This is a genomic window from Streptomyces sp. NPDC002144 (assembly GCF_053593695.1).
On sequence record NZ_JBSFDB010000061.1, the window covers coordinates 18125 to 43830 of the forward strand.

Below are 25706 nucleotides of genomic sequence, written 5' to 3' on the forward strand. Positions count from 1 at the left end.
ATCACCCGCGCGTTCCTCGGCGCCCGCGCTTGTGCCGCAGTGGGCCGGGGTGCCGTGTGCGCACTCATCGCCGTCGCCGCGCTTCTGGCCTTGGCTGCATCCCTGACGGGACGGCGAGAGCGCCACGGTGACCGAGCCGAGCGGCCACAGCCTGCCGGCACGGCGCGCTGAGCCCGCCCAGAGGACGGCGAGGCCTCGATCCGCGTTCAGGCGAGGGCTCCGGCAGCGGCATCCTCGGCAGCGCCCGCGCAGTCACCGCCGTCCGTCGCGACAGGGTCCACATCGCCCGCAGCCCCGGACATGCGACGGCTCGCCTCGCCGAGCCCGTCGGCCAGCGCTCGCACCTGCTCGGGGTTGAGCGCGTCGAAGAGCAGCTCCCGCACCAGCTCCACATGTCCGGGCGCTGCCCGCTCCAGCAGCGCCATGCCAGCGTCTTCGAGTACGGCGTAGACCGCGCGTTCGTCGCTCGGGCAGGACCGCCGGCGCACCAGCCCGGATTTCTCCAGCTGCCCGATCTGATAGGTCAGCCCGCTTTTGGAGTTGACCAGGGCACCGGCAAGTTCGGCCATCCGCAACTCCCGGTTCGGTGCTTCACTGAGCCGGGCGAGGATCTCGTACTGCAGCCCGGACAGGCCGAAGTCCCGCTTCAGCCGCTGCTCCAGCCGCCGGTACAGCAGCGCGTGCGCATTGGTGAAGGCGTTCCAGGCGCGCTTCTCCTCATCGTTCAACCATCGCGTATGACCCATATCACCACTTTACCAGTTGTTCAAATTAGAACTTAGCCCTACCTTGACGCCTACATTCAAATTTGAATTATAACCGAGGAGGCATGGACCACCAGGCTCGAGCCGTTCGTTTCGACCAGTACGGTGATCGTGACGTACTGCGCATCACCGAGCTCCAGACGCCCGAACCCGGACCGGGGCAAGTCGACGTCAAGATTCGGGCTGCGGGCGTCAACCCCTTCGACGCGATGCTCCGCTCCGGGGTGATCCGGGATCTGGTCCCGGTGCAGTTCCCCGCCGGCCAGGGCAGGGACCTCGCCGGGGTCGTCGTGACCGCGCGCACGCTACGCACCTCGCCGTCCCGGCGGAGCAGCTGGTGGCCAAGCCACCGCGATGTCCGCCTTGAGCGGCAGCAGGGCCTGGGCGATCGTGCCGATGGTCGCCTCGTCCACCCCGGCCTCCGTGAGCGCGCCGGCCAGGTGGTCGAGGACCTTGCCGAAGGCGTCGTCCGTGATGGACAGGCGTTCGTGGGCCTTGCGCATGGAACGGCCGGAGTAGGGACGAGTGGCGCCCAAGGCCTGGCCGATGAAGCGCCGCTGGTGCTCCTTGAGACGGTCCAGGTCCACTCCGGTGAAGTACGGCTGGAGGTCGGGATCACCGAGGACCTTGTCGTAGAAGATGTCGACGACGGCCCCGACGGCGTCCTCTCCCCCGAGCTGCTCGAAGAGAGTCGGGGAAGTGGCCGCGGACGGCGTGCCGGAGGTGGTGTCGGTCATGGTGTCAGCGTTGCGCCGCCGTCTTGCCGGACCGTGAGCAGACGGTTTCGGGGGTGTCAGAAGGCACTCCGCCTCGCCCAGGACCGTGGTGAACTCTTCGAAACCGGCTCCTCACGCGCCGGATGGACGCCGGAAACACGGGTCACGGCGGGTGTCTTCCGGGGCAACATCCCTTCGGGAATGGCCGGTTGATTCCCACAGCGCCATGCCCTCGCTGTGCTGGCCCAGCATGCGTTCGCCTGGACCTGTCCGCTACAGGTGTGCGTTGTGACGGCGCCGCCGGTGCTCATCTTCCACATGATGGCGTGCACCCCCGGCATGGCACCGCCGGGAGCGGCGAGGTCGTAGCGGAAGATCCGGGCGGGCTGGGCGACACCCCCGGTGGTGCGCCATTCGTTGGCGACGGCTCACCATGGACCGCAGCACCAGCCCGTACAGCATCGAGCGTCCGCTGACGTCCGCGGTCCGGGACGCGGCTGTGCGGGAAGCGTACGGCGCGGAGCCTAGGAAGGGGGCTTCGCCGACGGCTGGGTGGCTTGTAGGTCGGCGAGGAGTTCTGCTTGGCCGGCCAGGACGCCGGACAGGATGGTGCGTGCGACCCTGAGGAGTTCCGCGATGTGCGGGCTGGTCAACGAGTAGTAGACCGTCGACCCCTCCTTGCGGGTCACGACCAGATTGGCCCGGCGCAACACCGCCAGTTGCTGGGACAGATGTGCCGGTTCGATGCCGACCTCGGGAAGCATCTCCGCCACCGCGTGTTCGCGCTCGCTCAGCAACTCCAGTACCCGGATGCGTGCAGGGTGGCCCAGCGTCTTGAAGAACTCGGCCTTGAGCTGGTACAGCGGCGCGGTCATCGAGGCGACCCTTGCTCGGCACGAGGAAGCGACCGCGCCCGCGCCGGGCACGCCCGGATGCCCGCCGTACTCCGCAGCCACTCACTGGTCAAAGACATGCGCCCATCCTCACCCGCGACGTCAGTTAGGTCCGAACCGCACAACTGGGACCGGGGCATCGGATCCCACGATGACAACCAGTGACGACCTCATCAATTGCCGAGATTAGCAACTCGGTGGATCACCCGGACGCCCTGGCCCGGCCCCGGACCGGGGTGCACAGAGCACGTGTCGGTGGGGCATTGCTCACCGAAGGGCGCTCTCGGAGGAAGAACCCGTCTGCGGCTGAGCGGAGGCGGCAGGGAGGACTCCGGCTCCTTCCAGATGCTCGCGGGCGCCCTGGATGGCCTCGGGAGTGGTGTCGTACTCCCGGCCCTCGTGCCGCAGCAGTTCCAGCGCGCCGACAGAGTCGAGGACCTGTCGTTGGTCCGCCCGTATGCCGGAGGCCAGGACGAGGATGCCGCGCCGGTTCAGTTTCTCCACCGCGTCCTTGAGGACCAGGGCGCCGCTGGCGTCCATGGTCGACACGCGGGACATGCGCAGGATGACCACGCGCACGTCCGCCACGTCGGTCAGCTCCAGCAGGAACCGGTGGGCGGCGGCGAAGAACAGCGGTCCGTCGATCCGGTACGCCACGATGTGTTCGGCGAGCAGCGCGTGTTCCTCGGCGGTGTGGTCACCCTCGTCCAGCGGTACCTGATCGAGGCGGGCCTGCTGTGCGACGGCACGCAGAGCGAGGGCGCCGGCGACCAGCAGTCCGATGACGACCGCGTAGACGAGATCCAGTGCCAGCGTGGCAAGGGCCGTGAGGACGAGGATCAGCGCGTCGGAGCGGGTGGCCTTCACCATCGCTCGCAGGGAACCGACCTCGACCATGCGGATCGCCGTGGCCAGCAGCACGCCCGCCAGCGCCGCGAGCGGGATCTTCGACACGAGGGGCGCGGCGGTGAAGACGATCGCCGCGAGAACGACGGCGTGGGTGAGGGCGGCGAGCCGGGAGCTCGCACCGGTCCGGACGTTGACCGCGGTGCGGGCGATCGCACCGGTCGCCGGAACGCCGCCGAACAGCGGGGCGGCGATGTTCGCCAGGCCCTGGCCGAACAACTCCCGGTCGGGGTCGTGTTTCTGGCCGACCGTCATACCGTCGGCGACCGAGGCGGAGAGCAGGGACTCCAGCGCGGCCAGTGCCGCGACCGCCGCAGCGGGAGCAAGGAGCGTGCCCAGCGCACCGGGCTCGAAGAAGCCCAGCGAGGGTGCGGGCAGACCTGCGGGCAGATCACCGATGGGCTTGGCTGCGTCAAGACCGGCCGCCTGCGCCGTGATCGTCGCCGCGATCACGGCCAGGATGGAGAACGGCACCGTGGGACGCCATCGGGCGCCGGCCAGCATGACGGCCGCCACAGCGACAGTGAGACTTACGGCCGTCCAGTTGGGGGACGTGGCGAACTCCTCCGCCGCACGCCAGGCGACGACCAGGACGCGGTCGCCCTCAGGCTTGGGTACGCCGAGAGCGTTGGGGATCTGCTGCAACCCGATCACACAGGCGATGCCCAGAGTGAATCCCTCCACGACGGGCGCGGGCACGTAGCGCATGTACCTGCCCGCCCGCGCCGCGGCCAGCGCCACGAGCATCACACCCGCCATCAACCCCACGGTGAGCACGCCGGTGGGACCGTACCGGCCGACGATGGGCACCAGCACCACCGTCATGGCGCCCGTCGGTCCGGACACCTGCAGGTTCGACCCGCCGAAGACCGCTGCGAGCGCTCCCGCGACCACGGCGGTCGCCAAGCCCGCTGCCGCGCCCAGTCCGGAGGAGACGCCGAAGCCGAGCGCGAGCGGCAGGGCGACGATCGCCACGGTCAGGCCCGCGAGCAGATCCCGGCGCGGGTCGCGTCGCAGTTCTGCCATGTCTGTACGGGAGGGGAGCAGGGAAGCGGTGCGAGCCCAGGCACGTACGAGCAGGTTGGCCTGGTTCGGTGGAACGGTCACGATCCCTCTGCTTCCTTACACGCCCCGCCCGGAGCCGATGCGAAAGGCTGTGCCCGCGGCTACCACGGGACCACAGCCTTCAGCATCTAATGAATTGCGAAACTTGGCAATTCATAGATCTGTGATCCCCCCCTCTTCTACCTCATGCCGGTGCTGGAGGATGGCGCGGTCCGGTGCCGTGTCACCGGCCAACCGCCCTACGCGTTCGCGTACTTCGCGCCGGACGAACACGGCCTGCTCGGCCCGGAGCATCCCGACATCGGCCAGGCAGTCCCGCCCGGCGCCACCGCAAGCGCGCCAGCCCGGCCGCGCTCACGCGGTGGCGACGGCCGTTGCGACGTATATGGCGGTCAGGAGCGAGGCGCCCGCGATCATCGTCCATTTCCGAGTGGCGACTCCGATGGCGGCGTCGCCCACCTGGGCCGCGGCGGCCGCGGACAGGATGAGCGAGCCGGCAAGACCCGGCCACGCAAGCGGTGCGACAAGGGCCGCCACCCCCAGTGGCACTCCCCTGGTCGCGTACATCCAGCCGTAGAAGCGTTCCCCGGCGGTTGGCGTACCGCTCTCACTGAGCGCCGCCGGGCGTACACCCCCCACCAGCGCGAAACCGATGCCGGCGACCGCGGCGACGGTGTTGGCCCCGAGGAGAAGATTCACGAGGCGTTCTCGGTCGACGGTTCGGTGCCGTACTTCGTCCAGACCTCCGCGACGGCGTCGCGGGACAACGGCTGCCCGGACTCGACCATGGCCTTGAGGTCGCGGAAGTACTGCCCGTACAGGTCCGGAGTGAAGGTGTTGAGCATGACCGCCGTGTCGTCGGTGACGTTGGCGAAGGTGTGCGGTGCGCCCGGCGGGACCATGACCCACGTACCGGCTCCGGCGTCGTAGTCGTCGTGCCTTTCGCTCGGCACGGAAGGATGATCACGGCCGAGCGGAGTCGCCCGAACGGGCTCGGCAACCAGACGGAACGCACCAGGTCGGCGATCGTCGCGGCCGCCCGCGAGCTCGCCGACAGCGGAGCGGAGATCACGATGCCGGCGGTCGCGGCCGAGGCACGGGTCTCCGAAGCGACCGCCTACCGCTACTTCCCCGACCTCCTCTCGCTCCTGCGTGCCGCCGTGATGACGGAAGATCTGGTCGCGGTCCTGCGATCGGCGACGCGCAGCGACGACCCGGTCGAACGGGTCGGTCAGGCCGCGGAGATCCTCGGCCGGGCAGTGCTGCGCAGGCAGGGTGCCGTCCGGGTGGTCGTCGCCTCGACCATCGCGAAACCCTCGACGTCCAAGGACCGTCCCGCCCACCGCTTCGGACTCATCGAGCACGCTCTCGCCCCGTGGACCGCCCGGTGCGGCTCCGCGCAGCGCGCGGAGGTGGAACAACTGGTCCGCGGCCTCGCCCTCGTGATCAGCGCCGAGTCGCTGTTCGCCCTGATCGACCTCTGCGGCCTGACCCCGGACGACGCGATCGCCAGCCTCGCGACCACCGCTCGGCAGATGACCGCGGCGGCAGTCGCGGCCACCTCCACGATCACCTGACCGACAGAGATCACCAACAGCGTCACGGCATTGCGTCTACGGGTGCGTGTCCGTGATCGCGATGACCTCGTCGAGGCGGTCCAGGGCAGCCTGCAGCTCGTCGACCTTGGCCTGGATGCGATCGCGCTCGGCGCGAAGCATGGCGCGTTGCTCGGCGTCGGTGTGCCCGGTGTCCCAGCAAGGAAGGAGTTCTGTGATCCTTCGGCTGGTCAGGCCGGCGGCGTACATCTGCTGGAAGAAGCGAATCCGGGAGATGACGTCTTGCCGGTAGAGGCGCTGGCCGGACGGGCTGCGCTCCGCGACGAGCAGCCCCTGCTGCTCGTAGTAGCGCACGGCGCGGACCGAGACGCCGGCACCGCGCGCCACCTCGCCGATGCGGATCAGCCGCTCGGTCGCGGCCTCTGTGACGGTCATGGTGGTCCTCTCACCCCGGTCCTGACGGCCGGCACTTGCCTCTGACGTCAGCGTCAGGTTTTAGCGTACCGGGCATGGACATCAACAACTCAGTCGCCCTTGTCACCGGAGCCAACCGCGGCCTGGGCCGCGCCTTCGCCCAGCGCCTGCTCGAACGGGGCGCCCGCAAGGTCTACGCGACGGCCCGCCGGCCGGAGACCGTGGACCTGCCCGGGGCCGTGGTACTGCCCCTCGACATCACCGATCCCGCATCCGTGAGGACCGCCGCCGAGGCCGCCCCGGACGTCTCGCTGCTCATCAACAACGCGGGAATCAGTACAGGGACCGACCTGGTGACCGGTTCGCTGGAGGCGGTACGGCACGAGCTGGAGACCAACATGTTCGGCCACCTGGGAATGATCCGGGAGTTCGCGCCGACGCTCGCCAGGAACGGCGGGGGCGCGATCGTCAACGTCCTCTCCGCCATGTCGTGGTTCGGAGGCAAGGGCGCCAATGCCTACCACCTGACCAAGGCCGCCGCCTGGGCCATGACCAACGGCGTCCGCCTGGAACTCGCCGAGCAGGGCACACTCGTGACAGCGGTGCACCTCGGCCTGGCCGACACCGACATGGCCGCGGGCTGGCCCGTGGACAAGCTGGCGCCCTCGGACCTGGCCGACGCGGCGCTCGACGGTGTCGAGTCGGGTTCCGCCGAAGTCCTCGCCGATCAGTGGAGCCGGGACGTCAAGTCCCGGCTGCCGCTGACGCCGGAAGAGTTCAACGCCGCGATGGACCGTGCCCTGGCAGCGCTGACGGCAGCCTGAGCGGCCCTGGGGCCGGACTGGCTTCGGTCGGTTCCTTCTGAGGACGGTCGACACATCCCCGTCCGCAGTTGTGGATCTTCATACGGGCCAGAGGTGCCGGCGGCCGCGGGAGGCCTGTACTCGGTCACAGCGGTACGCCGTGCACCTCGCCGCTCGCGGTCGCCGCGTACACGGCCTCTTGCGTCGGGTTACCGGCCACGGCGAGCACCTGGCCGCGCAGGTCGAAACTCTGCCCTGCAATGCCCTTGATCCCGTCGACGACATGCAGCCGGCCCTGCCACCCACCCCACACCACGCTGGATCCGGTTGCGTGCAGCGCGAAGATCTCGTCGCCTCCTCCGCCGGTGCTGCGCCACTTCTCCGCTCCTGTGGCGAGGGCCCGTGCGTGCAGCACCCCGGCTGTGTCGCCGACGACGACCGTGTCACCCATCCGCACCGGCGCGGCGACGATCGGCGCCCCCAGCCGTACCGTCCACCGCACCGCACCATCGGCCGCCGCCACGCAGTGCAACGCTCCTCGCATGTCGGCGAGGTACACAGCGTCCCGCACCGGCAGCGGCGCCGCCCGCACCGGCGCCTGCAGAGCTACCGGCACCGTCCAGACCGCCCTGCCGTCGGCGTCGTCGAGAGCGTGCAGAGTCCGTCCTTGATCGGTGAGCACGTACACCCGCTGCCGGCCGGCCACCAACGCGGTGATGCCCGGGCGCAGTTCGCCCTGCCACCACAGGCGGCGGGTGTCGGCGTCGAAATGGTGCACCTTTCCCTCCGTGTCGCCGAACAGAACACTGCGTCCGTTGAGCAGCGCCGGAGCCGGACCGCTGCCTTGCGGCTCGGGTACCGCCCAGCGGCGCGTCCGGGACGCGCTGTCCCAGGCCTCCAGCCGCCCGGCGGCGTCCTGGACGAGGATCAGCCCCTCTCCCGCGCGCAGCCGCACCGGCGGCCGGAATCCGACATCGGTGCGCTGGGCCTCGCCCGTCCCGGGGTGCATCCAGTGCAGTCGGCCGGCTCCGTCGGCGGTGACCACGGTGTCGTTCCCGACGGCCGCCACGGCGTGCGCCCACTCCCCCACACGTCTGCTCCAGCTGTGCCGGCCCGGCCGGAACGGCACGGTGATGTCGGCCTCGTTGTCCGCGCCGCGCAGGTATTCCGCCAGGAGGGCGCGGTGTGTGTCCAGTGCCTGCCGCACACCGGCCGGCAAGGTGACATCGCCGGGCTCGCCGAGCGCCGAGCGCAGTTCCCCGAGCGAGGGCCGGTCGGTGGCACGCTCGGCGAGACAGGCGGCGAGCGTCCGCGCCGCCGGGTCCGACGCAAGCGCGGACACATCCGCCGCCCGCCGGGAGGGAGTGCGCGGCCCCGGATAGGGCGCGTGGCCGGTCAGCATGTACAGCAGCACCGCGGCGATCCCGAAGACGTCGGTGGCGGCGTCCGTCTCGGCCAGGCCCTCCAGTTGCTCGGGCGCGCAATAGTGGGGATTGCCGAAGGCCTGGTCGAGGGGCCGGGTCAGTTGCTGGCCGCGGATCCGGGTCAGGCCGAAGTCGATGATCCACGGCCCGTCCGCCGTCAGCAGGACGTTTCCCGGGTGCAGATCGCGATGCAGCACTCCTTGGTCGTGTGCCGCGAGGAGGGTGTCCACCAGGTCGGCACCCAGCGCGTGAGCGGTCGTGGCCGGCAGCGCCCCGCCGTGTGCCGCCACCACCCGGTACAGCGAGGGGCCCGGGATGAACCGGGTGGCGATGGCGGGCGGCCTGTCCGCGTCGAAGTCGACGGACAGCAGTTCCGGGATACGGACGCCCGCCCCTCGTAGGAGCGCCTTGCTCTCCTGGCGGAAGCGCTGCAGGTGCTGGTCGTTGCCGGAGTACTCCTGTTTGAGCAGTTTCACGGCCGCCAGGGTGTACGGTTCGGCGCCTGCCGCAACGGCATGGTCAACGGGCCGTCTGCCCAGGTAGATGTGGCCGAAGCCGCCGGTGGCCAGCCGGCCCACCAGCCGGAAGCCTGCGGCCTCGGCGGGGTCGGACGGCTCCAGGGGGACGATCGGGGCGGGGTGCGAGGCGGAGGGCTGCTTCACCTGCGCTCCCGTCACCGGTCGGACGTGTGGGAGAAGCCGATCCCGCACAGGACGGTCGACTTGCCGAGTTCGCACTCCCCGCGGTCGGCGAGACGGGGAGCGTTGGCGCGTACGGGCTCGCGCACACACTCCACGGCCAGCACCCTGCGTCCGGAGGAGCCGCGTCCCCGGACCCTGACGCGGGCGCGTACCTGGGCGACCTCGACGTCCTTCGTGAACAGACGCCCGCCCAGCGGGTGGTGGACCCGGTCGCCGGAGCGCAGGTCCGTGATGACGAGGGTCCCGTGCAGCAATGGATTGCGCCTCCGGTACGCCGTCCACCCCGCCAGCGCTCCACCGAGCACCAGCACGAGCAGCAACGGGTACAGCCACACAGGTGGCTCCCCGGGCACCTGACCGTGCAGTCGCACCCGCGCCACGGCGGGGGCGGCGAGCCGGAATTCCGGGTAGCCCAGTGCCCCGTGGACCGTGGGCGTCCAGGACGACGTCACGTCGGCGGAGACGGCCAGTCGCGTCTCGAAGGGCTCGGTCGACGTGGTGAGGGCAGGTACCGCGTCCTGGTGCCAGACAAGGGTGAGGCGGTAGGTCCGCCGTGCTCCCGGTCCCAGGACGACGGCCCGCTCGGGCAGCCCGGCCGAGGCCACGGACGGGCCGCCCCCGTCGGTGCGGGCGTGCAGCACGACCTGCAGCGGTACGTGGTGGGCGGTGGAGGTGACGGTGAGCCGTACCGTCTGCCGCCGTGCGCCTTGGCGGTCGCCGGTGGCGAGGTCGAGCACGCCTGAGCCATTGCCGGAGGTGCCCTCGGTCAGGGACAGCCGCACTCCCGCGTCGGCGTCGTCGCGCAGGGTGCGTACCGCCTTGTCGGTCCGCACCCGGTCCTTGGCGCTGTTCAGCTGTGTTCCCAGGGCTGCCGCCCCTACGGGCAGGATGCGTGGCGTGGCCACGACCGCGCCCAGGATGTCGGAGACATGCGTGTCGTCGGCGAGCGGCAGCCCGTAGCCGACCACGGTGCGGTCCTGACCGAGCGCCCGGTAGCGTTCGGCGAGCTTGCGCCAGCTCGGTGAGCCCAGCTTGGCGTAATCGCTGTCGGGGGCGTTGATCGCGCCGTCGGTGAGCAACAGCACCGCCGCCACCGGGGTACGGCTGTCGCGCAGCTGGTCGGCCGCGGCCTCCAGGGCGCTACCGGGATCGCTCGCGCTCTCCGTTGCCCGCGCCGGCAGGTCGTCGACCGCGTGTCGTGCCCGGGCCGCCGGGCCGAGCGGATGGACCACTCCGACGGAGCGCCCGAAGGAGACGAGCGCGACCTGGTCCGAGGGCGCGAGACCAGCGAGGAACGTCCGCAGCCGCTTCTTCACGGTGTCGTACTGGGTGGCGCCGTCGGGGCCGCGGTCCTCCATCGAGGAGGAGGTGTCGACCAAGACGACGTAGGAGGCGGGTACGTCGTCGACGTGCAGGGAACGGCAGATCTCGTCGGGGGACGGAGCCGCGGGCAGATCGTCGGCCCGGGGCGCCGAGGCACCGAGGAGCAGCGCGGCGGAGAGGAACAGGGCGGTGGCACTCGCGCGAACGCGCAGCGCGGACGAGGTGGATGTGAGCATGGGGTGCCAACTCTTCCTGGGCGTGGCCCGGTCGAGATCCGCGGGTGATGAACACCCCCGCGGGCGGGCGGTTCACGGATGGACGGGGAGTACGGGGTCGGTCGCTCAGCGGCGGGTGAAGTGCAGCGTTCTGAGCAGCTCCCGGCGGTGCCGGGCCTCCTCGCGCAGTTGCTCGTTGCGGCGGATGGTTTGCGTCGCCTGATCCTCCTGGGCCAGCAGTCGGGCCTCGGCGGCCTCGAAGTACTCGGTCCACAGCCGCTCGCCGAGGCGCTCGCAGGCCTCCTGCTCCAACAGGGCCCGTTGTTCCGGTCCTGCCGGGTCGCCCTGCTCTCGGTGGGCCTCCCGGTAGGCGTCCAGCAGCTCCAGCACCGCCGTTCCGGGGCGCGACCGGCGCTCCGCCCACGCGGCCAGGGGGCCGCAGAGCTCCGCCCGGGTCGCTCCGGCGCGCCGCGCCGAGCGCAGCCGCCGACCGAACTCCTCGGCGCTCAACGTCCCGTCGCGAGCGGCTTCGCCCAGTGCGTACAGGCGCAGTGTGTCGCCGATCTGCGGTACGGACTGCGCCAGCCGCTCCAGCCAGTCCGCCTCCTCGCCCTGCGGCCGCCAGCCGGGCGCCGTCAGCAGGTCGGAGACCGCCTCGGCGGTGATGCGGCGCGTCACGGGGTCCGTCGGCTCCTGCACCATCCGTTCGGTCACGGCCCGGGCCGCCGCGGCCGGACGCTGTCCGGTGGTGGGGTCGAACCGCAGCAGACAACGCAGCAGGGTCTTCGCAGCGGTCCTGCGCCGATGCTGGGGCAGCGCGTCCAAGTGGTGCTTCAGCGTGTCGGCGTAGCGGTCCCTCTCCGCTCTGGTCAGCTCCTCTGCATCGCGGGGCAGCGCGCTCGGCGCCTCGCCGGACAGCGCGCACAACAGGTCCCAGCGGGCTCGCGGCGCCAGTCCGAGGGCACCGCGCGGCCCGGCGGCCAGGGTGGCCCGCAGCCCTTGGGATTCGGTGCGCGCCCCGCGCAGGCGCAGGACGCGGCCCGGCCCGCTCGCTCCCAGTGCCTCGCTCAGCTCCTCGAAGAAGGACGCGCTCAGCACGACGTCGCCCCGTCCGCAGGCGACGGCCAGGCCCAGCAGGCGCGCGGCCTCGTCGGGATGCTTGACGGCCCACCGTGCGGGCTGCGGCCGCCACACAGTTACCTGCGGCAGCAACACCTCGTACACCCGGGCCAGTTCGTCACCGGCGCCGCTTCCCAGCCACTCCAGCCAGCGGCGGACCGAGCCGGCCGGCTCGGGGGTGCCGGCTGCACCGTCCAACAGGATCCAGGTCAGCTCGGGGCGGGCGGCCACCGCGCCACGCGCGAGGGGCATGGTGCCGGGAACGAACGGCTCCAGCGACGGCAGGAGGTTCAAGGTGGCCGTGATGTCGATGTCCTCGCCCGAGCCGTCGGCGGGGTCCACGAGGTAGGCGAGGGCCTGGTCGACGACGTCGAGGTTGGTGCCCTCCACGCGGGTGGCCCGCAGCAGGCTGCTGACCTTCTCCTGCGCGGACGCAAGGCGTCCGGCGCGCAGGTCCTCGCGCAGACGCTGCTGCAGCGAGGCCGCCACCTGGGGATCGCTCAGGTGCGGGGGCAGCAGCGACAGGTCGGTGGAGGCGCCGGACAGCTTGGCCCGGGCCATCATTCTGGCGGTCCTGTGGCTGGTGTGCGGATTGCTCAGGAAGCCGTCGACCACGTCGTCGGCCACCGGCCCGCCGCGCAACACCTCCGCCTCGACGTGCAGTTCACCGTCCATCGCGGACAGCAGCCCGTGCGCATGATGCGCCGCGGACAGTCCGGCGTGGGCGCTGTCGGGCAGGGCCGTGCACCGCGCCAGATGGTCGAGGACCAGACGGCCCCCGCGCGACTCCCAGGCATGGATCAGCAGGTCGTGGTAATGGCGCGCCATGGCGGACAGCCCCTCGATGCCGACGGCGCCACCCCAGGGAGCACAGGCCCGCCCGGGGGCAGGACGCCCCCAGGACAAGCAGATGCGGTGGTTGGCACCGGAGGACGTCGCGGTGGCGGCCGACAGACGGGTGCGCAGGACGTACGGCAACATGGCGGCGATGTTGTCCAGCAGCCGCAGGCGTTCCAACGGATCGTCCTCCGGCGCCCCGGTCACCACCACCGGCCCGTCCAGCAGCAGGGCGGCGACCGCCGCATGCCAGTGCAGCAGTGTGTCGCTCGCGGAGACGAACTCCTCGTCGAAGCCGTTCATCAGGTGTCCGCCCGTGGACAGCGGCAGGTGCACGGGGCCGTGGAGCGCGCCGGACTCGCCACCGGCGGCGATCCTGGACAGTCCGCTCCGCCCTGCCAGCGCCGCCCGGGCCAGGGAGCTCCAGCCCAGACCGTGCGAGGCCGCCTGCTCATAGGAGACCCAGAAGTGTGTGACGTGGTTGATCGGCCGGCTGTGCACGTCGGCCGTCGCGGTCCGGTCGAGGACGAAGACCCCGAAGGACAGCCGGTTGTCCGGGGTCCTGCCCGGGCCGACCGTGACCCACGGCAGCTGGTCGGCGGGTGAGGGTGTGCCCGGAGACCAGTGCTGGATCGCCTTGGTGTAGTCACTGCTCCACTCCGGCGGCCAGGCCGCCATCACGTGGAAACCCGCCGTGCTGTGGGGACGCTTGCCCCAGACCGCCCAGCCCGCGGTCAGTCCGGCGCCGTCGGAGGACATGAGCGGACCTTCCTCTCTCGCTCGGGACGTCATCGCTGACCGGAAAGGCCGCGCAGAAAGAGGAAGGGTTCCATGACGTTGACCGGTCGGGGCGGAGCCACGAACCTGACTTTGTCGTCGACGGCGTTGACCAGCGAGGGGTTGTCGAAGTCGAAGCCCCGGTCCGGATCGACCCAGAAGCCGACGGCACTGCACACGAAGTAGCCGACGCGCTCAGGCACGAAGTAGCGGCTGATCTGGTTCCTGATCTCGCCCAGACTGCCGTGCGGGAAGCGGTCGCACAGGTCGTCGAAGAGCCGTTTGGCATCGATGGCCTCCGGCTGGCCGGTGCGCGGGTTGAGCCGCACGTTGCCGTGTTCGCAGGCGAACCGGAACACGTCGTCGTCGTCGAACTTGGCCAGGCAGACGGCGATGCTGTGCGGCAGCCGGTGCCCTTCGCGGTGCCCGCGCATGGCGATCTCGGTCGCCACCCCGTCCAGGACCTCCGTGAAGAAGTCGGCACTCTGCCGCTCGTCCTCGTCCACGGGCCCGTTCTCGCCGTTGACCCGCCACTCCCGGGCCACGTCGAGGACGTACACCATCGCCCGTGAGTCGGCCAGGTCGGTGACCAGCCGCGGCCCCATCAGCGCACCCATCTCCGAGCGCAGGTCGAAGGCCTCACCGGGCATGTCCCGCAGGGAGACCCGGAACTCGAGGACGTCCGCCCCCGGCTGGACGCCGCGGCGCCACCGCCGCTTGCCACCGGTTCTGCGGGAGTAGGGAGTTCCGCCGACATCTCCGACCAACGTCAGCCCGACGGGCAACTGCTCGTCCTGGGTGGCGCTCGGAAAGACACGTTCGCGGTAGAAGGTGTGGGCGAGATCGCTGAGGTACTGCTTGGAGGCGTGGTCCTCGGGAAACACGTTCCATGAGCCGTACGCGGGATCCATCAGCGCTCGGGTGAGCGCGGCCAGCAGGGTCGACTTGCCGCTGCCCATGCCGCCCCACAGCGTGATCGTGGACGCGACCTGCTCGTCCCCCTCGACGGACGGGGCCGGGGCGAGGGAATCCTCCTCCGCCGTGGACCACTTCGCCGGCGGCTCCTTGCCCGGCCCCGGCCGGGTACGGGGCAGCGGCGGCGACAGTTGTTCCACACCCTCGGCCACCGCCACGTCCTCCTGCACGGGGAACGTCAACGGCGGGGCGGGCGAGGGTGCGGAGCCTGGCAGGGCGAGGTGCTGCTCGAAGGCGGCATACGGGCTCTTGCGGCCGCTGTCGGCGCGGCTGCGCCCCGCCTGCTGCACCTCGGACTCCGTGGCCTCGTCTCGGTCGTTCATGTTCCCCCCTCGGTCAGTGGCCTCCGCGCGGCACGGAAGCCCGTTACGGCGCCCGACCTCCCGTCGGTACGCCTGGGCGGCGCTTACGGCAGCCAACGCTCCGCTCGGCCCGCCGCCAGCGCGAGCACCGGATGCCCGGCCTCACGGCTGCCTTGGCCGGTGTCGGCCAGCAGGCCCGTCACCACCCGCTCCGGGTCCTCCTGCGCGTCGAAACAGCCCTGAGCACCGACGTAGGCCCATGCCTGGCGGGCCCATCGGGCCACGAAAGGCTCGCCGTCGTCGTCCATCCAGTCCGGCTCGTCCACCACCGCCAGACACACGAGCTGCTGCTCGTGACGCAGTCGCTGCAACGCGGTCAGCCAGTCCAGCCGGTCGGGACACACCCGTACGGGCGCCCGTCGGCGCACCGCCTGTGGTGGCCGGCCATAGGGATGGGGCGGACGTGATCCGACGACGATCAGGGCACGCCGGCTGCCCGGGCGCCACCAGCCCTGCCGGGCGTCCAGTTCGTACGGGACGTGTTCGAGGCCGGTGGCGAAGTCATGGTGCAGCGGACTCGGCGTCCACTCCTCCAGGATCCGCAGCGCTGAGGAGGCGGGGCAGAATCCGGTGCGGTACTGGATGGGAGTTACGTCGCCGGGACCGGCCAGCGGCACGTGGTCCCGGTAGCCGATGAGAGCAACCCGCAGCGACTCCGGATGGCGGGTGCCGTCCCGCACTGCCTCGACCACGGCCTGCGCCCGGCGGACGCGCGCGGCCAGCTGGGCAGCTCCCTGACGACGCCGAACCGCCGTCTCCACGGCGAGGACCAGGTCGACGGGCCGTGGAGGCGCGAGCCTGCGCGGCAGTCTGTCGACGATCGAGGTCCAGGCGATGCTCTCCGGCCACTGACCGCCCTCGTACAGAAGCCGCACCCGCCCGGGACCGTCGAGCTGGTAGCGCAGCGTCGCCTGTCCCCCGGCCGGGAGCACCACATGGTCGGCTCGGACGGCATGCCAGTCGGCGGGGGCGTCCTCGGTGGGCCCGGTGACCACGACGGCACAGGCATGCGGCTGTTCCCGGTCGTCGGGGTGGACCCCTACCCGTACCTCGGCCAGTTGTTCCGCGGACCCCCGCCCCGGCACCGATGCCGTACTGCCCGCCCAGAACAGCGGCTGGCGTACCAGCTGCACGGCGCCGGTGGACGGCCGGACCCGCACGGCGGCGAACCACAGGGTACGGCGCAGTGGTGTCGGGGCGAGCAGGTCGTCCGGACTGTCCGGCCACCCCGCCGGCAGACGCAGTCGCAGCAGGGCCGTGCGCGGGGCGAGCCGTTCGACGGCCTGTTCCAGGCAGCTCCAGCCGGCCGCGCGCACCGCGATCACGAGCGGTGCGTCGCCGGCCTGCGATTCGGGCAGCCGCCGCAGGCCCCGCGCCAGCACCTGGCCCAGAGTCCTGTCGAATTCCTCGGCTTTGATTTTCCCGGTCGCCAGGTCGAACAGACGTGGTATTCGACCGAAGGTACGGTCCGCCTCTCCGGCGAAGGTGTTCCACTCGGCTTCGAAAAGGACGTCACTGCTCGGAAAAGCGTCACCAGTGTCACCCGTGACGCGACTGAGCCGAATTCTCTCGCAGCCGAATTCCAAGAACGTCGCCACTGCCATCTCCCCGCCGGCGAGTGCCGTGGCGAGCCAACCCCGTCCTGCCGGAAAGAGGTGCCGCCGCTCTTGGTCACGGATTTCCCGCAGCGCCGCCTGCCATCGCTCGGCCGGATGACGGCCGACCTCGGTCAGACGATCCCTGACCATATGTTCGAACTGCTCAAACGCCCGCTCGGAACCCCGCTCGAGGTCACCTGCCGCAGTGTTGCCCAGTACATGCACCACACGGGCAGCGGCCGCCAGAATGTCGTCACGGTCAAACACCCCGTCGTCGTGCTGCGTTCTCACATGCCCCCCAGGAAAGGACCACGACACTCGTATCACGGCCCTTACCTCACATAAATCGAACGAATGACGCTCCATCGCTACCGAAAAAGCGCACAAATGAACGAATACGCCATTCTGTAATTTGTGTGACGGTCGTGAAGATACACGAAAGCCCGCCACTGATGGAGGGGTCGGTGATTTTTTTCCTGAAGGGCGCCGACGGAAAACGATCAAGTCGCCATTCGACGTCGGCACAGGACGGCCGGCCTGGAAAGCCGCTCCGCCGGACGTGCACCGTACTGCTGACACGTCAGGAGCCCCGTCCCGTCTCCCCCGCGCGCACCGCAGCATCCCGCCTCGTCCCTGTGATGCGGGGCCATGCAGTACAGACACCCTTACGGTGACGAGCGCCGCGGCCGAGGAGCGGCTGACCATGTGGTGCGCTTCGCGCACACCGCGGTAGCGCCCGGGGCCGCAATGGCGCAGGGCGTCGTCGAGGAGGTCGGGCAGGATCTGGCGCAGGCGTGCCTTATCGAGATCGGCGGTGGCCTGCGATGTGGGCGCGAACCTCGTCCCGCATGCGCATTCCACCCCAACGAGCCTCAGCACGGGGAGCAAGACCTTGACGATCTGCCAGCTTGCAGGGCGTTTCGATGGCGTTCGAAAGGATGGCTGGTCTTTACGGGCGGCGCCTACCGTGTGACGCAAAGAGGTCGATCACGGCGAGTTGTACCGGTCGACCGAGTGGCAGGTCCTCACGGGCGTCTGCTCGAACTGGCGTCACGGTGAGGCCCCAGGCAGGGAGACTTCTGGATGCAGTTGCTCACAAAGCACGTCACCCGTACAGCTGTGGCACTCGCCCTTGGAGCCGGCGCGCTCATCGGGGGCTCCAGCACTGCCTCAGCTGCCGACGTCCATCCCCAGTACGTGACCTACAAGTGCGATGCCGGGCGGGCCTGCGTGTACGACACTTCCGGTGGCGTCTGGAACATGGACGGCTGCGGAGACAACTGGATCTACGGCCGTTTCAACTATGCCAGGGCCCACGGCAACAGCTTCACGGTGTATTACGTGAACGGCACCTGGGATTACGTCTGGGCAGGAGGACAGCGGACCCTGGACGGCAACAACTACGTCGAGCGAGTGCAAGTGCATTGCTGAGCGCTGACGACACAAGCAGCCCCTTCCACTGCCAAGGAAGGGGCTGCCTTCTTGAATGCCTCCGCCGAAGTTTCCGAGGTCGTGACAGGCCGGTGGCGGAACACAGTCCATGCGCTGCTCGGTGCCCGCTCGAGAAGATGGCACCTGCGTATCTGTTGCGGGGGCATCGCCGGGAAAGGGCGACTGTGGACCAGGTGCTCGCAGAGACTCATGTCAATACAGTGGGCAACTGGGCAGACGACGCCGGGAACTCAACACGGCACGAGCCACGCGGGCCGCAGCCGACAGGGGTATGCCTGTGGCCGCCTCGCGCCGCCCAGCGAGGCGCATCGCCGTCCGCGCTGCCCTGGCGGTCGCTTCCGCCTGGCGGCTTACCGGTACGCCGCAGAACCCCAGCCCCCGGCCGTGCGGGGGCAGGACCGAGCAAGGGCTGAGAAGGGCTGTCCGGCCGGTACCCATCGCCGGCACGCGGCTCTACGCTGCGGACATGGTGACTCCGTCCGAGGGCCAGGACAGCGACGTCGTCGAGAACATGGGCGCGGACCGTCCGCTGCTCCGGGAGCGCTGGCAGGCGCTCTCGCGCCGCGCCCAGGCGACGATCGCCGTGTCGTCCGGCGCACTCGCCCTGGGCATGCTCCTCGGCTACGCCGCGGCCACCCGCCCCCAGCCCGGACCGCCCGACCCGGTCGCCGCCACGAGCGTCCGGATCACCGGCGTCGAGATGCCGCACCGGTACAGCCTGGACTTCGGCATCACCGTCCGCATCGCCTCCGCCTCCCCCGTGACGTTCACCGGAACGAGACAGGGCTACGACGGCTTCCTGCAGACCCGGCCCGCCCCGGGCGCCGCGCTCCGGCCCGGCCAAGCTCTCTTCCTGCACGCACGTATCAACGTCTACTGCCAGCTGCCCCTCCCCCCGACCGGAACGCCCCTGCTGTTCGTCACCGTGCGCAACACCCGCCGAGAGGGCCAGGCCCCGGTCCTCCCCACCGCGGCCCAGTCCGCCGACATCGACCACGCTGTACAGCAGATCTGCAGGCACTGACGCGACGTCACCCCACCCGCGACACCAGCAGCCCCACCCCCATGCCACCACATCAGCCAGCACACGCCCGCCCAGCCCCGTCAGGACGACAGGACCCGGCCCCCGAACACCACCTCGCCGGCCCTCTCCCGCAGGTGCACGATCCAGGACCCCAAACGCCTGGACACCGCCCTCGCCAGCAGCAGGCCAACCAGTGGGCCGTCACCATCTGTGCCGCACGCCAGTTTCACGCGCGTGGGGCACCGGCGGCTGGCGGCCGGCAGCCGCAGATCACCCGGTACGGTCTACGACACTGTCCGGGCCAAGCCCAAGCCCGGACAGCAGACAACTGGGCGCCGAAACCGTGTCACCGTGCTGCAGGAGGGGCCATGACCGTAGCGATCTTGCGTTTGACGGCGGGTCTCGCCGTCACGAGCCTCGGGATAGGCCTAATGATCCACTTCAGGGGCGAGGCGTACGGCGGCCACTCACCGCACAACCGCTGGCCAATGATCATTCTAGGCCTGGCCGTGGCGATCGCCGGCATAGCCATCGCGGGCTGACAGGCCAACGGCAAAGCACCGCCCGTCCCAACACACACGTACGCACCCGCCGCAAGGAGTCCCGCACTCCGGACCCGCCGCGTCGCCTCTACCGCCCCGGACAACCGCCACACACCGGCGCTACCCCCGCTCCCGACACCACCGCCCGGACCGGCACGCCCACGAACAGAACTCCGCGCAGGCCGGACTCCCCGCCTCAGCCTCCGGTCGCGACATCGGCGTCACCATCCGCTGCCAGGTCCTCGGTGACCACCCAGGGGGCGGTGTCCGCTTGGACCTGGCCTCCTCGAAGAAGAGCCGACGTCCACGCCCGTCCGCCGACCGCGCCCGGATGAGCCGGCCGCCCCGGAAAGAACTGAGCCACCGGTCCACACCGTGAAAGGATGCCGGTCCAGGTCAGGGGAGGCGGGGCGGTATGGGACTGGACTACAGCTACGAGATCTTCATGCCCCCTCAGAACGTCCCGAGGGCACTGACCCGGCTGGCCGAACTCGCTTCCCCACGCCGCGACATGCCCCGGCTTCCGGTGACCTTGCCGGGCGGAGAACAACTGATCCTGCCGTTCACCTCGGCCTACGAGACCGAACCGGTCGACTGTTCAGCAGGCGGCCCGCTCGAACTGGACACCTCGATCCTCATCGGCGTCGACGACGCCCTGCGCGAGTTCGCCCGCGACGGTATCGATGAGGAGGGGCGCGCGGCCGTCGGGTACATCTATCTGACGGTGAGATTCTCGCCCGCATGGCACCCGAACTTCGCATCGCTGCAGTTCACGGCGGCCACTTCGAGCATGAGCCGGATGTTCGTGCAGTCCACGAGCGTCAGGAAGACGTTCACCGACCTCACCGCCACCACCGGTGGCGTGTGCTGCCTCCTCGACACCGAGACCGACATCTTCGACATCTGCTGGCTCAACGGCAAGACGCTCACCGGTGAGACCGTACCCGGCACCCGTTTCGCACGCTTCCACGATCTCGTCGCCGCCTGGCGCGATCCGGTGGCGTAGAACGGGGGACCACGCTTCAGGGGTGCCGGGTCCAGCAGCAGCCACCGCTCGTGCGGGCGCCGCGGGCGCGGCGATCGGCTGCGCCTTGATCATCTGCCGGATCAGGCCGCAGCAGCCGTAGCCCTGCCCCGGATGACCCAGGGTGCCGGAGAGCTCTCCGCAGAGCGCAGGGAGGCACTGGACGAGATCGATCCTGGCTGGGCCCAGAGTTGGGTCGCTGTACCTCCCGCAGGCAGGTCCGTGCGAGCCGGCTGGTCACAGTGCGCCGGTGGTGCCGGCCGACGTCAGCGGAAGAGGAGGTCGACGTTCTTCTCGATGCAAAGCTGCAGGGGGCAGGCCGTGGAGCCTGCCGCTGGAGGACCGTGTTCTGCTGGTTCGCTGGGTACTGGCGCACCAACCTCACACCGCGCCAACGGGCGCCGCTGTTCGGGGAGTCGAAGTCCACGGCCGACCGCTTGGTCGACGGCCTCGGCCCGGCGCTCGCGATCCAGCCACGCAAGCGATTCCGCCGGGACACTGTCCTGATCGTGGACGGCACAACGGGCACTGATCAGGCCGCTGTCACCCACGGGACGCGCCGGTTTCAGCTGCGTCGACCGGTTCTCAGCCCAGCGGTACCTATCTCACCGCCAAGCCCGTGACCCCGGTCCTGTACGCGGGCCGCGCCTTCGACGACGCTGCCCACGTCTTCGGCCACCCACGCATCGGCAGGGAGGACTTGTCGTAGGCCGTCAGTAGTAGCGTCGCAGCTGTGGCCACAGCTTTGACCACGGCTGTGCCGTCCCCGAGCACAGGTCGATCGACGCGCCCTGTTCCTCGTTCTCGACGTTGTGTCCATTGTCGACGCGGGCGACCTCGCGGCAGCCGGTGAAGTGCCGTTCGATGTCCGTGGCGTCCCGCTGCCGTACGAGGAGGACGGGGCCGTCGGCCGAGTCCGGGGGCCGGCCCCAGTCCGCGTAGCTCATGTGGCCGGAGTAGGACCGGGGCAGACCGCGGGCAGGGCCGTAGCGGTCGAGGGCGCCGGCCTCGCCGTAGTTCTGGGCGAGGACGACAGCGTGGGCTCGCTCGTCCTGGGGGATCAGTAACCAGCCCTGGCGGGCCGCGTCCGCCAGGGCGGGCCAGCCGATCTGCTCACCCTGCTCCTTGTTCACCGCCATGGGCAGCGCCAACGCGCTCGGCGGCAGCAGCGGCAAGGCCACGACCGCGCTGATCGCCGCCGCGAAGACGAGCGCCGGCACCCACACCAGCGGGCGGTGCACGTGCAGCCACGCGGCGAGCGGTTCGCAGCCCGCCGCGAGCAGCACGATCAGCAGCGGGACCGTGTAGTAGCCCTTGCCGCCGGCGGCCAGCACAAGAAGGCACAGCAACGGATACGCGACCGCCGCCGGGCGGGCCCAGCGCAGGGCGGGCTCTCGCCACAGGCGGCGCCAGCCGGCCACGCAAACCGGCACGAACAGCGGGGAGAGGAAGACGAGTTGCTCGGGTATGAAGGCGATCCGGTTGTCCGCACCGTCGTCCGCGCTGATGCCGTGCGCCACGGTGAGTTCGGGCCAGCCGTGCTGGGCCTGCCACCACAGGTTGCCGCCGGCCACCGTGAGCGCGACGGCGGCGCCGGCGAGGGGCCATGCACCGCGCAGGACTCGCCGTGGGCCGACGGCTGCGATCCCGGCGAGCAGGGCCACGAGCAGCGCCGCCACCAGATACTTGTTGAGCAGCCCGACCCCGAGCGCGGCGCCGACAGCCAGCCACCAGCGTCCCTCGCCGGTGCGCAGCAGCCGTAGGGTGCACAGGCTCAGCACCAGCCAGGCCAGCAGGTCGAACGTGGCCGTCGACACCATGTGCCCCACCGCCAGCACTTGGGCGCTCACGGCGGTCAGCGCCGCGGCGAGTACCTGAGCGCGGCGCCCTGCGCCCAACTCCCGGGCCAGCAGAGCGGCCACCAACACCGTGGCCGCACAGGCAAGCGTGGCCGGGACCCGCAGCGCCGCGGGTGTGTTCCCGAACAGCGCGCTCGCCGTGCGGGCGATGAGCGGGGTGAGCGGCGGCTGGTCCACATAGCCCCAGGCCGGATGGTGTCCCGCTGCCAGAAAGTACAGCTCGTCGCGGTGGTAGCCGTACCGGCCGGACAAGAGGGTGAGCACAGCCGCGAGGGCGACGCACACAGTGGCAACCGGAAGGGGTGCGAAGGCGGGCAGGGGCGGTGAACTACCGCCGGGCGGTGCTGCTGGTGCGGGCGGGCAGACCGGGGATGCCGTCACCGCGTCGCCGGGCGCGACCGCGCCTGTCGCGGATGCCGCCCGCTCGCTCTGGTGCTCGTGCCGCTCCGGATCCGTCACGCCCGCCCCCTGGCCGACCGCCCGCTGGCTTTCCCCGGACACTATGGACCACCTGCCACCGGGTCCATACCCCAGCGCCGAGTCGATCGCTGTAGGCGGGATCAAGGGGACGCGAGGGCACGCGCGCGCAACGCCTTCAGCCACTGCACGATCCTGGGTCCGGTGCCCGCTACGGCGGTTCTCACGGCTGCTCTCGGCCCGCTCACCGGGCTCCTGTCCCAGGTGGTGATCCGTGAGCTCGCCCTCCAGCGCGGACTCCAGCACTTACCCGCCTGCCGCACAGCCCGAAGACCTCCGGGCGGCGGGCGAACAGGCGTGTCCCTACCACCCCTTGTCCTGCCAACTGGGCGATGTGCCCTCAAGGCCGCGTCGGCGGTCGTCCTCGCGCCCTGGCCTGCGAACGGATCGCCGACGCCCGCATGCTGCTCGGTGCCCGCCAAACCAGAACTGCCGTCGCCGCCAAGCTGCGCGTCTGCCGATGGACCCTCAGCCGCGCCCTCGACACCGTGTCGTCCCGCTGACGGTCGCCACCGGGTGCCAACGCTTGACGGCAGCGGACAGCCCCAGCCCATGCGCGGATCGCATAAGAGGACGGTCTAGTGGTCGCCTCGGTGTCCGTCGCGGACCACCGCCAACCCGCCGACCCGGGTCGTGATGCCCGCGGGCCCGCGTCGGGCCGAAGCGAGCACGCTGGCCGGTCGGCCGAGGGTGTCACCCTGCTCCACCTCGATCGCGACCGTCAGTGCCCCTGTCGTGTCGAGCAGGTGGGCGGCCAGGCAGCCGGTGCTGTTGGCATTGGCGACGTCCTCGTCGACACCGATCGCCGGCGCGAACATCCGGGCCGCACCCGGTCGGTCGCCCACCGGCGGTGCGTACACGAAACAGCCGAGGAGCCCGTACCGCCGGCACGCCGCTGTCAGCCTGCCCAGGTGTGGGTTGACTCGGAGCAGCGCCGGCCGGTCGTGGACCGGCACCAGCATGCGTGGTGCGCCGGGCGAGGCGATCCGTGGCGCGTCGGTCGGATGCAAGGCGTCCGCGGTGAGCCCGAGCGCGGCGACGATCGCGGCGCGCTCGTCCGGTGCCGGGTGACGTAGCGCGACGAGGCCCTGGTCGAACCACACTTCGATGCCGGCGGTGCGGCGGATCGCGACGGTGTCGAACGTGCGCCCGCCGGTGTGTTGGCGGTCGTTCAGCTCGCTCAGCGCGGTGCGGGTCAACCGGACGGCCTGCGCGGCGACGGTGCCGTGGCCGCAGCCGGACAGTTCGGCGGTGGCGGTGAAGAAGCGGACCGGGCAGCCGCCGTCCGGCGTCCGCCCCGGGCCGAGGAACGCCGTGTGCGAGGTGCCGGCCGCAGCGGCGACCGCACGCCGGTCCGCGTCGGTCGCTGCCGGGTCGTCGTCGGTGACGGCTGTGGGGCTGCCACCCCGGCCGTCGTGCCGCACGCACGCCTCAACCACCGTGATATCCGGCCAGGACATCGGCCCCCCCCTTTGACGCTCAACCAAACTGGCAACCACGAGTGGCGTTCCGCCGATGACCGGACCTGGCCGAGGCGGCCGACCGAACGCGTCCCGGGGCGTGGCGTCCTGCCTCAGCCGGTGGTCGGCGGCCACCCGCCGGCTGGGCCCGCCGGTCAGTCGACGCCTTCGATGATGCGGAAGTCGCGCTCGAAGCCGTCGGGGAGGGCCACCAGCGCCTTCTGGTAGGCCTCGCTCTCATATGCCGCGACAGCCTTTTCAAAGCTGTCGAACTCGATCAGAACGACGCGTTGCGTGATTCCGGCCTCGTGGGCGACGACTCGACCCCCACGGGACAGGGTGCGCCCGCCCCCAGCCCGGACAGCCGGACCGGCCAGCTCGAAGTAGACAGTCAGGCTCTCAGGGTCGGAGGTTGCGGGATAGACACTGGCCCAGTAGCCCTTAGCCATGGAAACCTCCTGTGTTCGGCCGGAGAGGTCCGACTTCGAATCGACACTCAGATCGATCGATCCCGGCGAGGGGTAATGCGGTCGGTTGGATCGTCATATGCGCAGGCTAGGGCCGGATGTGTGGCCGAGGGAAAGACCGGTTCGACATAGACTCAGAACGCATCGTTATCAATCGGCAGGGAGGGCACGTGGCGCCGGACACGGTGAGCCTGCGGTACTTCCTGGTGCTGGCGCAGGAGTTGAACTTCACCCGCGCGGCCGCACGGATCGGTATCGCGCAGCCCGCACTCAGCGCCCGGATGCGCCGATTGGAGGCGGAACTCGGTACGGCCCTGCTGGTCCGCAACACGCGCAGCGTCGTATTGACCCCGGCCGGTGCGGCTTTGGCGGAGTCCGCGCCGCCCGCACTGGCGGCGCTGGACCAGGCATGGGACACCGCCCGGAATGCGGGGGCCGGGGAACTGGGCACGCTACGCATCGGATACAGCCTCAGCACGGGGGCCGAGACGACACCGGCCCTGGTGGACAGGCTCATGCGCAGCAGCCCGGGACTCGAGGTCGGCGCGGTCCCGATGGCGACACCGGAGATCTCCCCCGCGGTCGCCGACGGCCGCATCGATGCCGGGATCACCCGCGGTGAACAGCCGGGGCGTGGCGTGCGCCGGTTCCTGCTGCGGCGTCAGCGCGTCGGGGTCCAACTGGCACAGCATCATCCGCTGGCCGAACACCCGGAGATCGAGATCGCCGACGCGGCCGCGTATCCGCTGCGGCTGCCCGACCGTACGGCCAACCCCGTGATCCACGATCAGCTGTCCGCACTGTTCCGCGACACCCGGCCAGACCTCCGATTGCACACCTCCGCAGTCTCTTTCGACATGTCTCAGCGCGACCTGCGCGACGGGCTCACCCTCGCCCCGGCCGGTGAAGCCGCGGCCACGACATCACCGGCCGGCCTCACGTGGCGACCGCTG

General features: G+C 70.6%; 22 protein-coding genes and 2 pseudogenes. 9 read left to right on the forward strand and 15 right to left on the reverse strand.

The genetic code is table 11. The features are described from left to right. Positions 1-206: 206 nt before the first annotated feature. Positions 207-728, reverse strand: coding sequence for a MarR family winged helix-turn-helix transcriptional regulator (locus tag ACWCQ1_RS45065; RefSeq protein WP_451029229.1), 522 nt, complete (start codon positions 726-728; stop codon positions 207-209). Between the two features lie 101 nt (positions 729-829). Here ACWCQ1_RS45065 and ACWCQ1_RS45070 point away from each other — a divergent pair. Then, a pseudogene (locus tag ACWCQ1_RS45070) lies at positions 830-1051 on the forward strand (alcohol dehydrogenase catalytic domain-containing protein); the annotation flags it as partial. Positions 1052-1069: 18 nt separating this feature from the next. On the opposite strand, the gene ACWCQ1_RS45075 reads toward ACWCQ1_RS45070, so the two are convergent. The 5 genes from ACWCQ1_RS45075 to ACWCQ1_RS45095 form a co-directional block, all read right to left on the reverse strand. Next, the gene (locus tag ACWCQ1_RS45075) at positions 1070-1501 is read right to left on the reverse strand and encodes a group I truncated hemoglobin (RefSeq protein WP_451029230.1); all 432 of its coding nucleotides are present in this window, start codon (positions 1499-1501) and stop codon (positions 1070-1072) included. A 503-nt stretch (positions 1502-2004) separates the two neighbouring features. Continuing rightward, the gene (locus ACWCQ1_RS45080) at positions 2005-2355 is read right to left on the reverse strand and encodes an ArsR/SmtB family transcription factor (RefSeq protein WP_133042310.1); all 351 of its coding nucleotides are present in this window, start codon (positions 2353-2355) and stop codon (positions 2005-2007) included. A 285-nt stretch (positions 2356-2640) separates the two neighbouring features. After that, positions 2641-4305 (reverse strand): SulP family inorganic anion transporter, encoded by a 1665-nt coding sequence (locus ACWCQ1_RS45085; protein WP_451029231.1) that lies wholly within the window; start codon positions 4303-4305, stop codon positions 2641-2643. A 393-nt stretch (positions 4306-4698) separates the two neighbouring features. Continuing rightward, a complete protein-coding gene (locus ACWCQ1_RS45090) occupies positions 4699-5043 on the reverse strand; it encodes a hypothetical protein (protein WP_451029232.1) in 345 nt (114 codons plus the stop codon). After that, positions 5040-5297, reverse strand: coding sequence for a hypothetical protein (locus ACWCQ1_RS45095; protein WP_451029233.1), 258 nt, complete (start codon positions 5295-5297; stop codon positions 5040-5042). The genes ACWCQ1_RS45090 and ACWCQ1_RS45095 overlap by 4 nt, the downstream gene beginning before the upstream one ends. A gap of 6 nt (positions 5298-5303) precedes the next feature. On the opposite strand from ACWCQ1_RS45095, the gene ACWCQ1_RS45100 reads away from it, so the two are divergent. Next, positions 5304-5921 carry a TetR/AcrR family transcriptional regulator gene (locus ACWCQ1_RS45100; RefSeq protein WP_451029234.1) on the forward strand — a complete coding sequence of 206 codons (618 nt, stop codon included), beginning with the start codon at positions 5304-5306 and terminating at the stop codon, positions 5919-5921. 36 nt (positions 5922-5957) lie between these two features. On the opposite strand, the gene ACWCQ1_RS45105 is transcribed toward ACWCQ1_RS45100, so the two are convergent. Next, positions 5958-6335, reverse strand: coding sequence for a MerR family transcriptional regulator (locus ACWCQ1_RS45105; RefSeq protein WP_133042315.1), 378 nt, complete (start codon positions 6333-6335; stop codon positions 5958-5960). A 74-nt stretch (positions 6336-6409) separates the two neighbouring features. Between ACWCQ1_RS45105 and ACWCQ1_RS45110 the strand changes: the two genes are divergently transcribed. Then, positions 6410-7138, forward strand: a complete 729-nt coding sequence (locus ACWCQ1_RS45110; RefSeq protein ID WP_133042316.1) for an SDR family oxidoreductase — start codon at positions 6410-6412, stop codon at positions 7136-7138. A 124-nt stretch (positions 7139-7262) separates the two neighbouring features. Here the strand turns inward: ACWCQ1_RS45110 and ACWCQ1_RS45115 are convergent, their stop codons facing one another. The 5 genes from ACWCQ1_RS45115 to ACWCQ1_RS45135 all read right to left on the reverse strand — a co-directional run bounded on the left by ACWCQ1_RS45115 (position 7263) and on the right by ACWCQ1_RS45135 (position 16232). Further along, complete coding sequence (locus tag ACWCQ1_RS45115) at positions 7263-9203, reverse strand: outer membrane protein assembly factor BamB family protein (protein ID WP_451029235.1); 1941 nt, start codon at positions 9201-9203, stop codon at positions 7263-7265. An 11-nt stretch (positions 9204-9214) separates the two neighbouring features. Beyond that, positions 9215-10801, reverse strand: coding sequence for a vWA domain-containing protein (locus ACWCQ1_RS45120; protein ID WP_358607467.1), 1587 nt, complete (start codon positions 10799-10801; stop codon positions 9215-9217). A gap of 105 nt (positions 10802-10906) precedes the next feature. Further along, positions 10907-13495, reverse strand: coding sequence for a hypothetical protein (locus ACWCQ1_RS45125; RefSeq protein WP_358607465.1), 2589 nt, complete (start codon positions 13493-13495; stop codon positions 10907-10909). Between the two features lie 29 nt (positions 13496-13524). After that, positions 13525-14811 carry a hypothetical protein gene (locus ACWCQ1_RS45130; protein WP_358607462.1) on the reverse strand — a complete coding sequence of 429 codons (1287 nt, stop codon included), beginning with the start codon at positions 14809-14811 and terminating at the stop codon, positions 13525-13527. An 83-nt stretch (positions 14812-14894) separates the two neighbouring features. Continuing rightward, positions 14895-16232, reverse strand: coding sequence for a hypothetical protein (locus tag ACWCQ1_RS45135; RefSeq protein ID WP_358607459.1), 1338 nt, complete (start codon positions 16230-16232; stop codon positions 14895-14897). A 1299-nt stretch (positions 16233-17531) separates the two neighbouring features. On the opposite strand from ACWCQ1_RS45135, the gene ACWCQ1_RS45140 reads away from it, so the two are divergent. The 5 genes and pseudogenes from ACWCQ1_RS45140 to ACWCQ1_RS45160 form a co-directional block, all read left to right on the forward strand. Beyond that, the gene (locus tag ACWCQ1_RS45140) at positions 17532-17879 is read left to right on the forward strand and encodes a hypothetical protein (protein ID WP_358607456.1); all 348 of its coding nucleotides are present in this window, start codon (positions 17532-17534) and stop codon (positions 17877-17879) included. A 487-nt stretch (positions 17880-18366) separates the two neighbouring features. Further along, positions 18367-18924, forward strand: coding sequence for a hypothetical protein (locus ACWCQ1_RS45145; protein WP_133042324.1), 558 nt, complete (start codon positions 18367-18369; stop codon positions 18922-18924). Positions 18925-19292: 368 nt separating this feature from the next. Further along, positions 19293-19466, forward strand: a complete 174-nt coding sequence (locus ACWCQ1_RS45150; protein ID WP_358607453.1) for a hypothetical protein — start codon at positions 19293-19295, stop codon at positions 19464-19466. 415 nt (positions 19467-19881) lie between these two features. After that, positions 19882-20472 (forward strand): hypothetical protein, encoded by a 591-nt coding sequence (locus tag ACWCQ1_RS45155; protein WP_451029236.1) that lies wholly within the window; start codon positions 19882-19884, stop codon positions 20470-20472. A 331-nt stretch (positions 20473-20803) separates the two neighbouring features. Further along, positions 20804-21011, forward strand: a pseudogene (locus ACWCQ1_RS45160) (helix-turn-helix domain-containing protein); the annotation flags it as partial. 192 nt (positions 21012-21203) lie between these two features. Here the strand turns inward: ACWCQ1_RS45160 and ACWCQ1_RS45165 are convergent. The 3 genes from ACWCQ1_RS45165 to ACWCQ1_RS45175 all read right to left on the reverse strand — a co-directional run bounded on the left by ACWCQ1_RS45165 (position 21204) and on the right by ACWCQ1_RS45175 (position 24735). Next, positions 21204-22808 (reverse strand): glycosyltransferase family 39 protein, encoded by a 1605-nt coding sequence (locus ACWCQ1_RS45165; protein ID WP_451029237.1) that lies wholly within the window; start codon positions 22806-22808, stop codon positions 21204-21206. Between the two features lie 596 nt (positions 22809-23404). Further along, the gene (locus ACWCQ1_RS45170; protein ID WP_451029238.1) at positions 23405-24286 is read right to left on the reverse strand and encodes a PhzF family phenazine biosynthesis protein; all 882 of its coding nucleotides are present in this window, start codon (positions 24284-24286) and stop codon (positions 23405-23407) included. Between the two features lie 155 nt (positions 24287-24441). Next, positions 24442-24735, reverse strand: coding sequence for a DUF1330 domain-containing protein (locus ACWCQ1_RS45175; protein WP_133042329.1), 294 nt, complete (start codon positions 24733-24735; stop codon positions 24442-24444). A 188-nt stretch (positions 24736-24923) separates the two neighbouring features. Between ACWCQ1_RS45175 and ACWCQ1_RS45180 the strand changes: the two genes are divergently transcribed. Continuing rightward, a partial coding sequence (locus ACWCQ1_RS45180; protein ID WP_451029239.1) for a LysR family transcriptional regulator occupies positions 24924-25706 on the forward strand: 783 nt, incomplete at its 3' end.

What these genes read in the sequence shown, in the direction of transcription:
- ACWCQ1_RS45075 (WP_451029230.1), bottom strand. Translation starts at nt 1,501, where the DNA reads ATGACCGACACCACCTCCGGCACGCCGTCCGCGGCCACTTCCCCGACT.
- ACWCQ1_RS45080 (WP_133042310.1), bottom strand. Translation starts at nt 2,355, where the DNA reads ATGACCGCGCCGCTGTACCAGCTCAAGGCCGAGTTCTTCAAGACGCTG.
- ACWCQ1_RS45085 (WP_451029231.1), bottom strand. Translation starts at nt 4,305, where the DNA reads ATGGCAGAACTGCGACGCGACCCGCGCCGGGATCTGCTCGCGGGCCTG.
- ACWCQ1_RS45100 (WP_451029234.1), top strand. Translation starts at nt 5,304, where the DNA reads ATGATCACGGCCGAGCGGAGTCGCCCGAACGGGCTCGGCAACCAGACG.
- ACWCQ1_RS45105 (WP_133042315.1), bottom strand. Translation starts at nt 6,335, where the DNA reads ATGACCGTCACAGAGGCCGCGACCGAGCGGCTGATCCGCATCGGCGAG.
- ACWCQ1_RS45110 (WP_133042316.1), top strand. Translation starts at nt 6,410, where the DNA reads ATGGACATCAACAACTCAGTCGCCCTTGTCACCGGAGCCAACCGCGGC.
- ACWCQ1_RS45120 (WP_358607467.1), bottom strand. Translation starts at nt 10,801, where the DNA reads ATGCTCACATCCACCTCGTCCGCGCTGCGCGTTCGCGCGAGTGCCACC.
- ACWCQ1_RS45125 (WP_358607465.1), bottom strand. Translation starts at nt 13,495, where the DNA reads ATGTCCTCCGACGGCGCCGGACTGACCGCGGGCTGGGCGGTCTGGGGC.
- ACWCQ1_RS45130 (WP_358607462.1), bottom strand. Translation starts at nt 14,811, where the DNA reads ATGAACGACCGAGACGAGGCCACGGAGTCCGAGGTGCAGCAGGCGGGG.
- ACWCQ1_RS45140 (WP_358607456.1), top strand. Translation starts at nt 17,532, where the DNA reads ATGCAGTTGCTCACAAAGCACGTCACCCGTACAGCTGTGGCACTCGCC.
- ACWCQ1_RS45145 (WP_133042324.1), top strand. Translation starts at nt 18,367, where the DNA reads ATGGTGACTCCGTCCGAGGGCCAGGACAGCGACGTCGTCGAGAACATG.
- ACWCQ1_RS45150 (WP_358607453.1), top strand. Translation starts at nt 19,293, where the DNA reads ATGACCGTAGCGATCTTGCGTTTGACGGCGGGTCTCGCCGTCACGAGC.
- ACWCQ1_RS45155 (WP_451029236.1), top strand. Translation starts at nt 19,882, where the DNA reads ATGGGACTGGACTACAGCTACGAGATCTTCATGCCCCCTCAGAACGTC.
- ACWCQ1_RS45170 (WP_451029238.1), bottom strand. Translation starts at nt 24,286, where the DNA reads ATGTCCTGGCCGGATATCACGGTGGTTGAGGCGTGCGTGCGGCACGAC.
- ACWCQ1_RS45175 (WP_133042329.1), bottom strand. Translation starts at nt 24,735, where the DNA reads ATGGCTAAGGGCTACTGGGCCAGTGTCTATCCCGCAACCTCCGACCCT.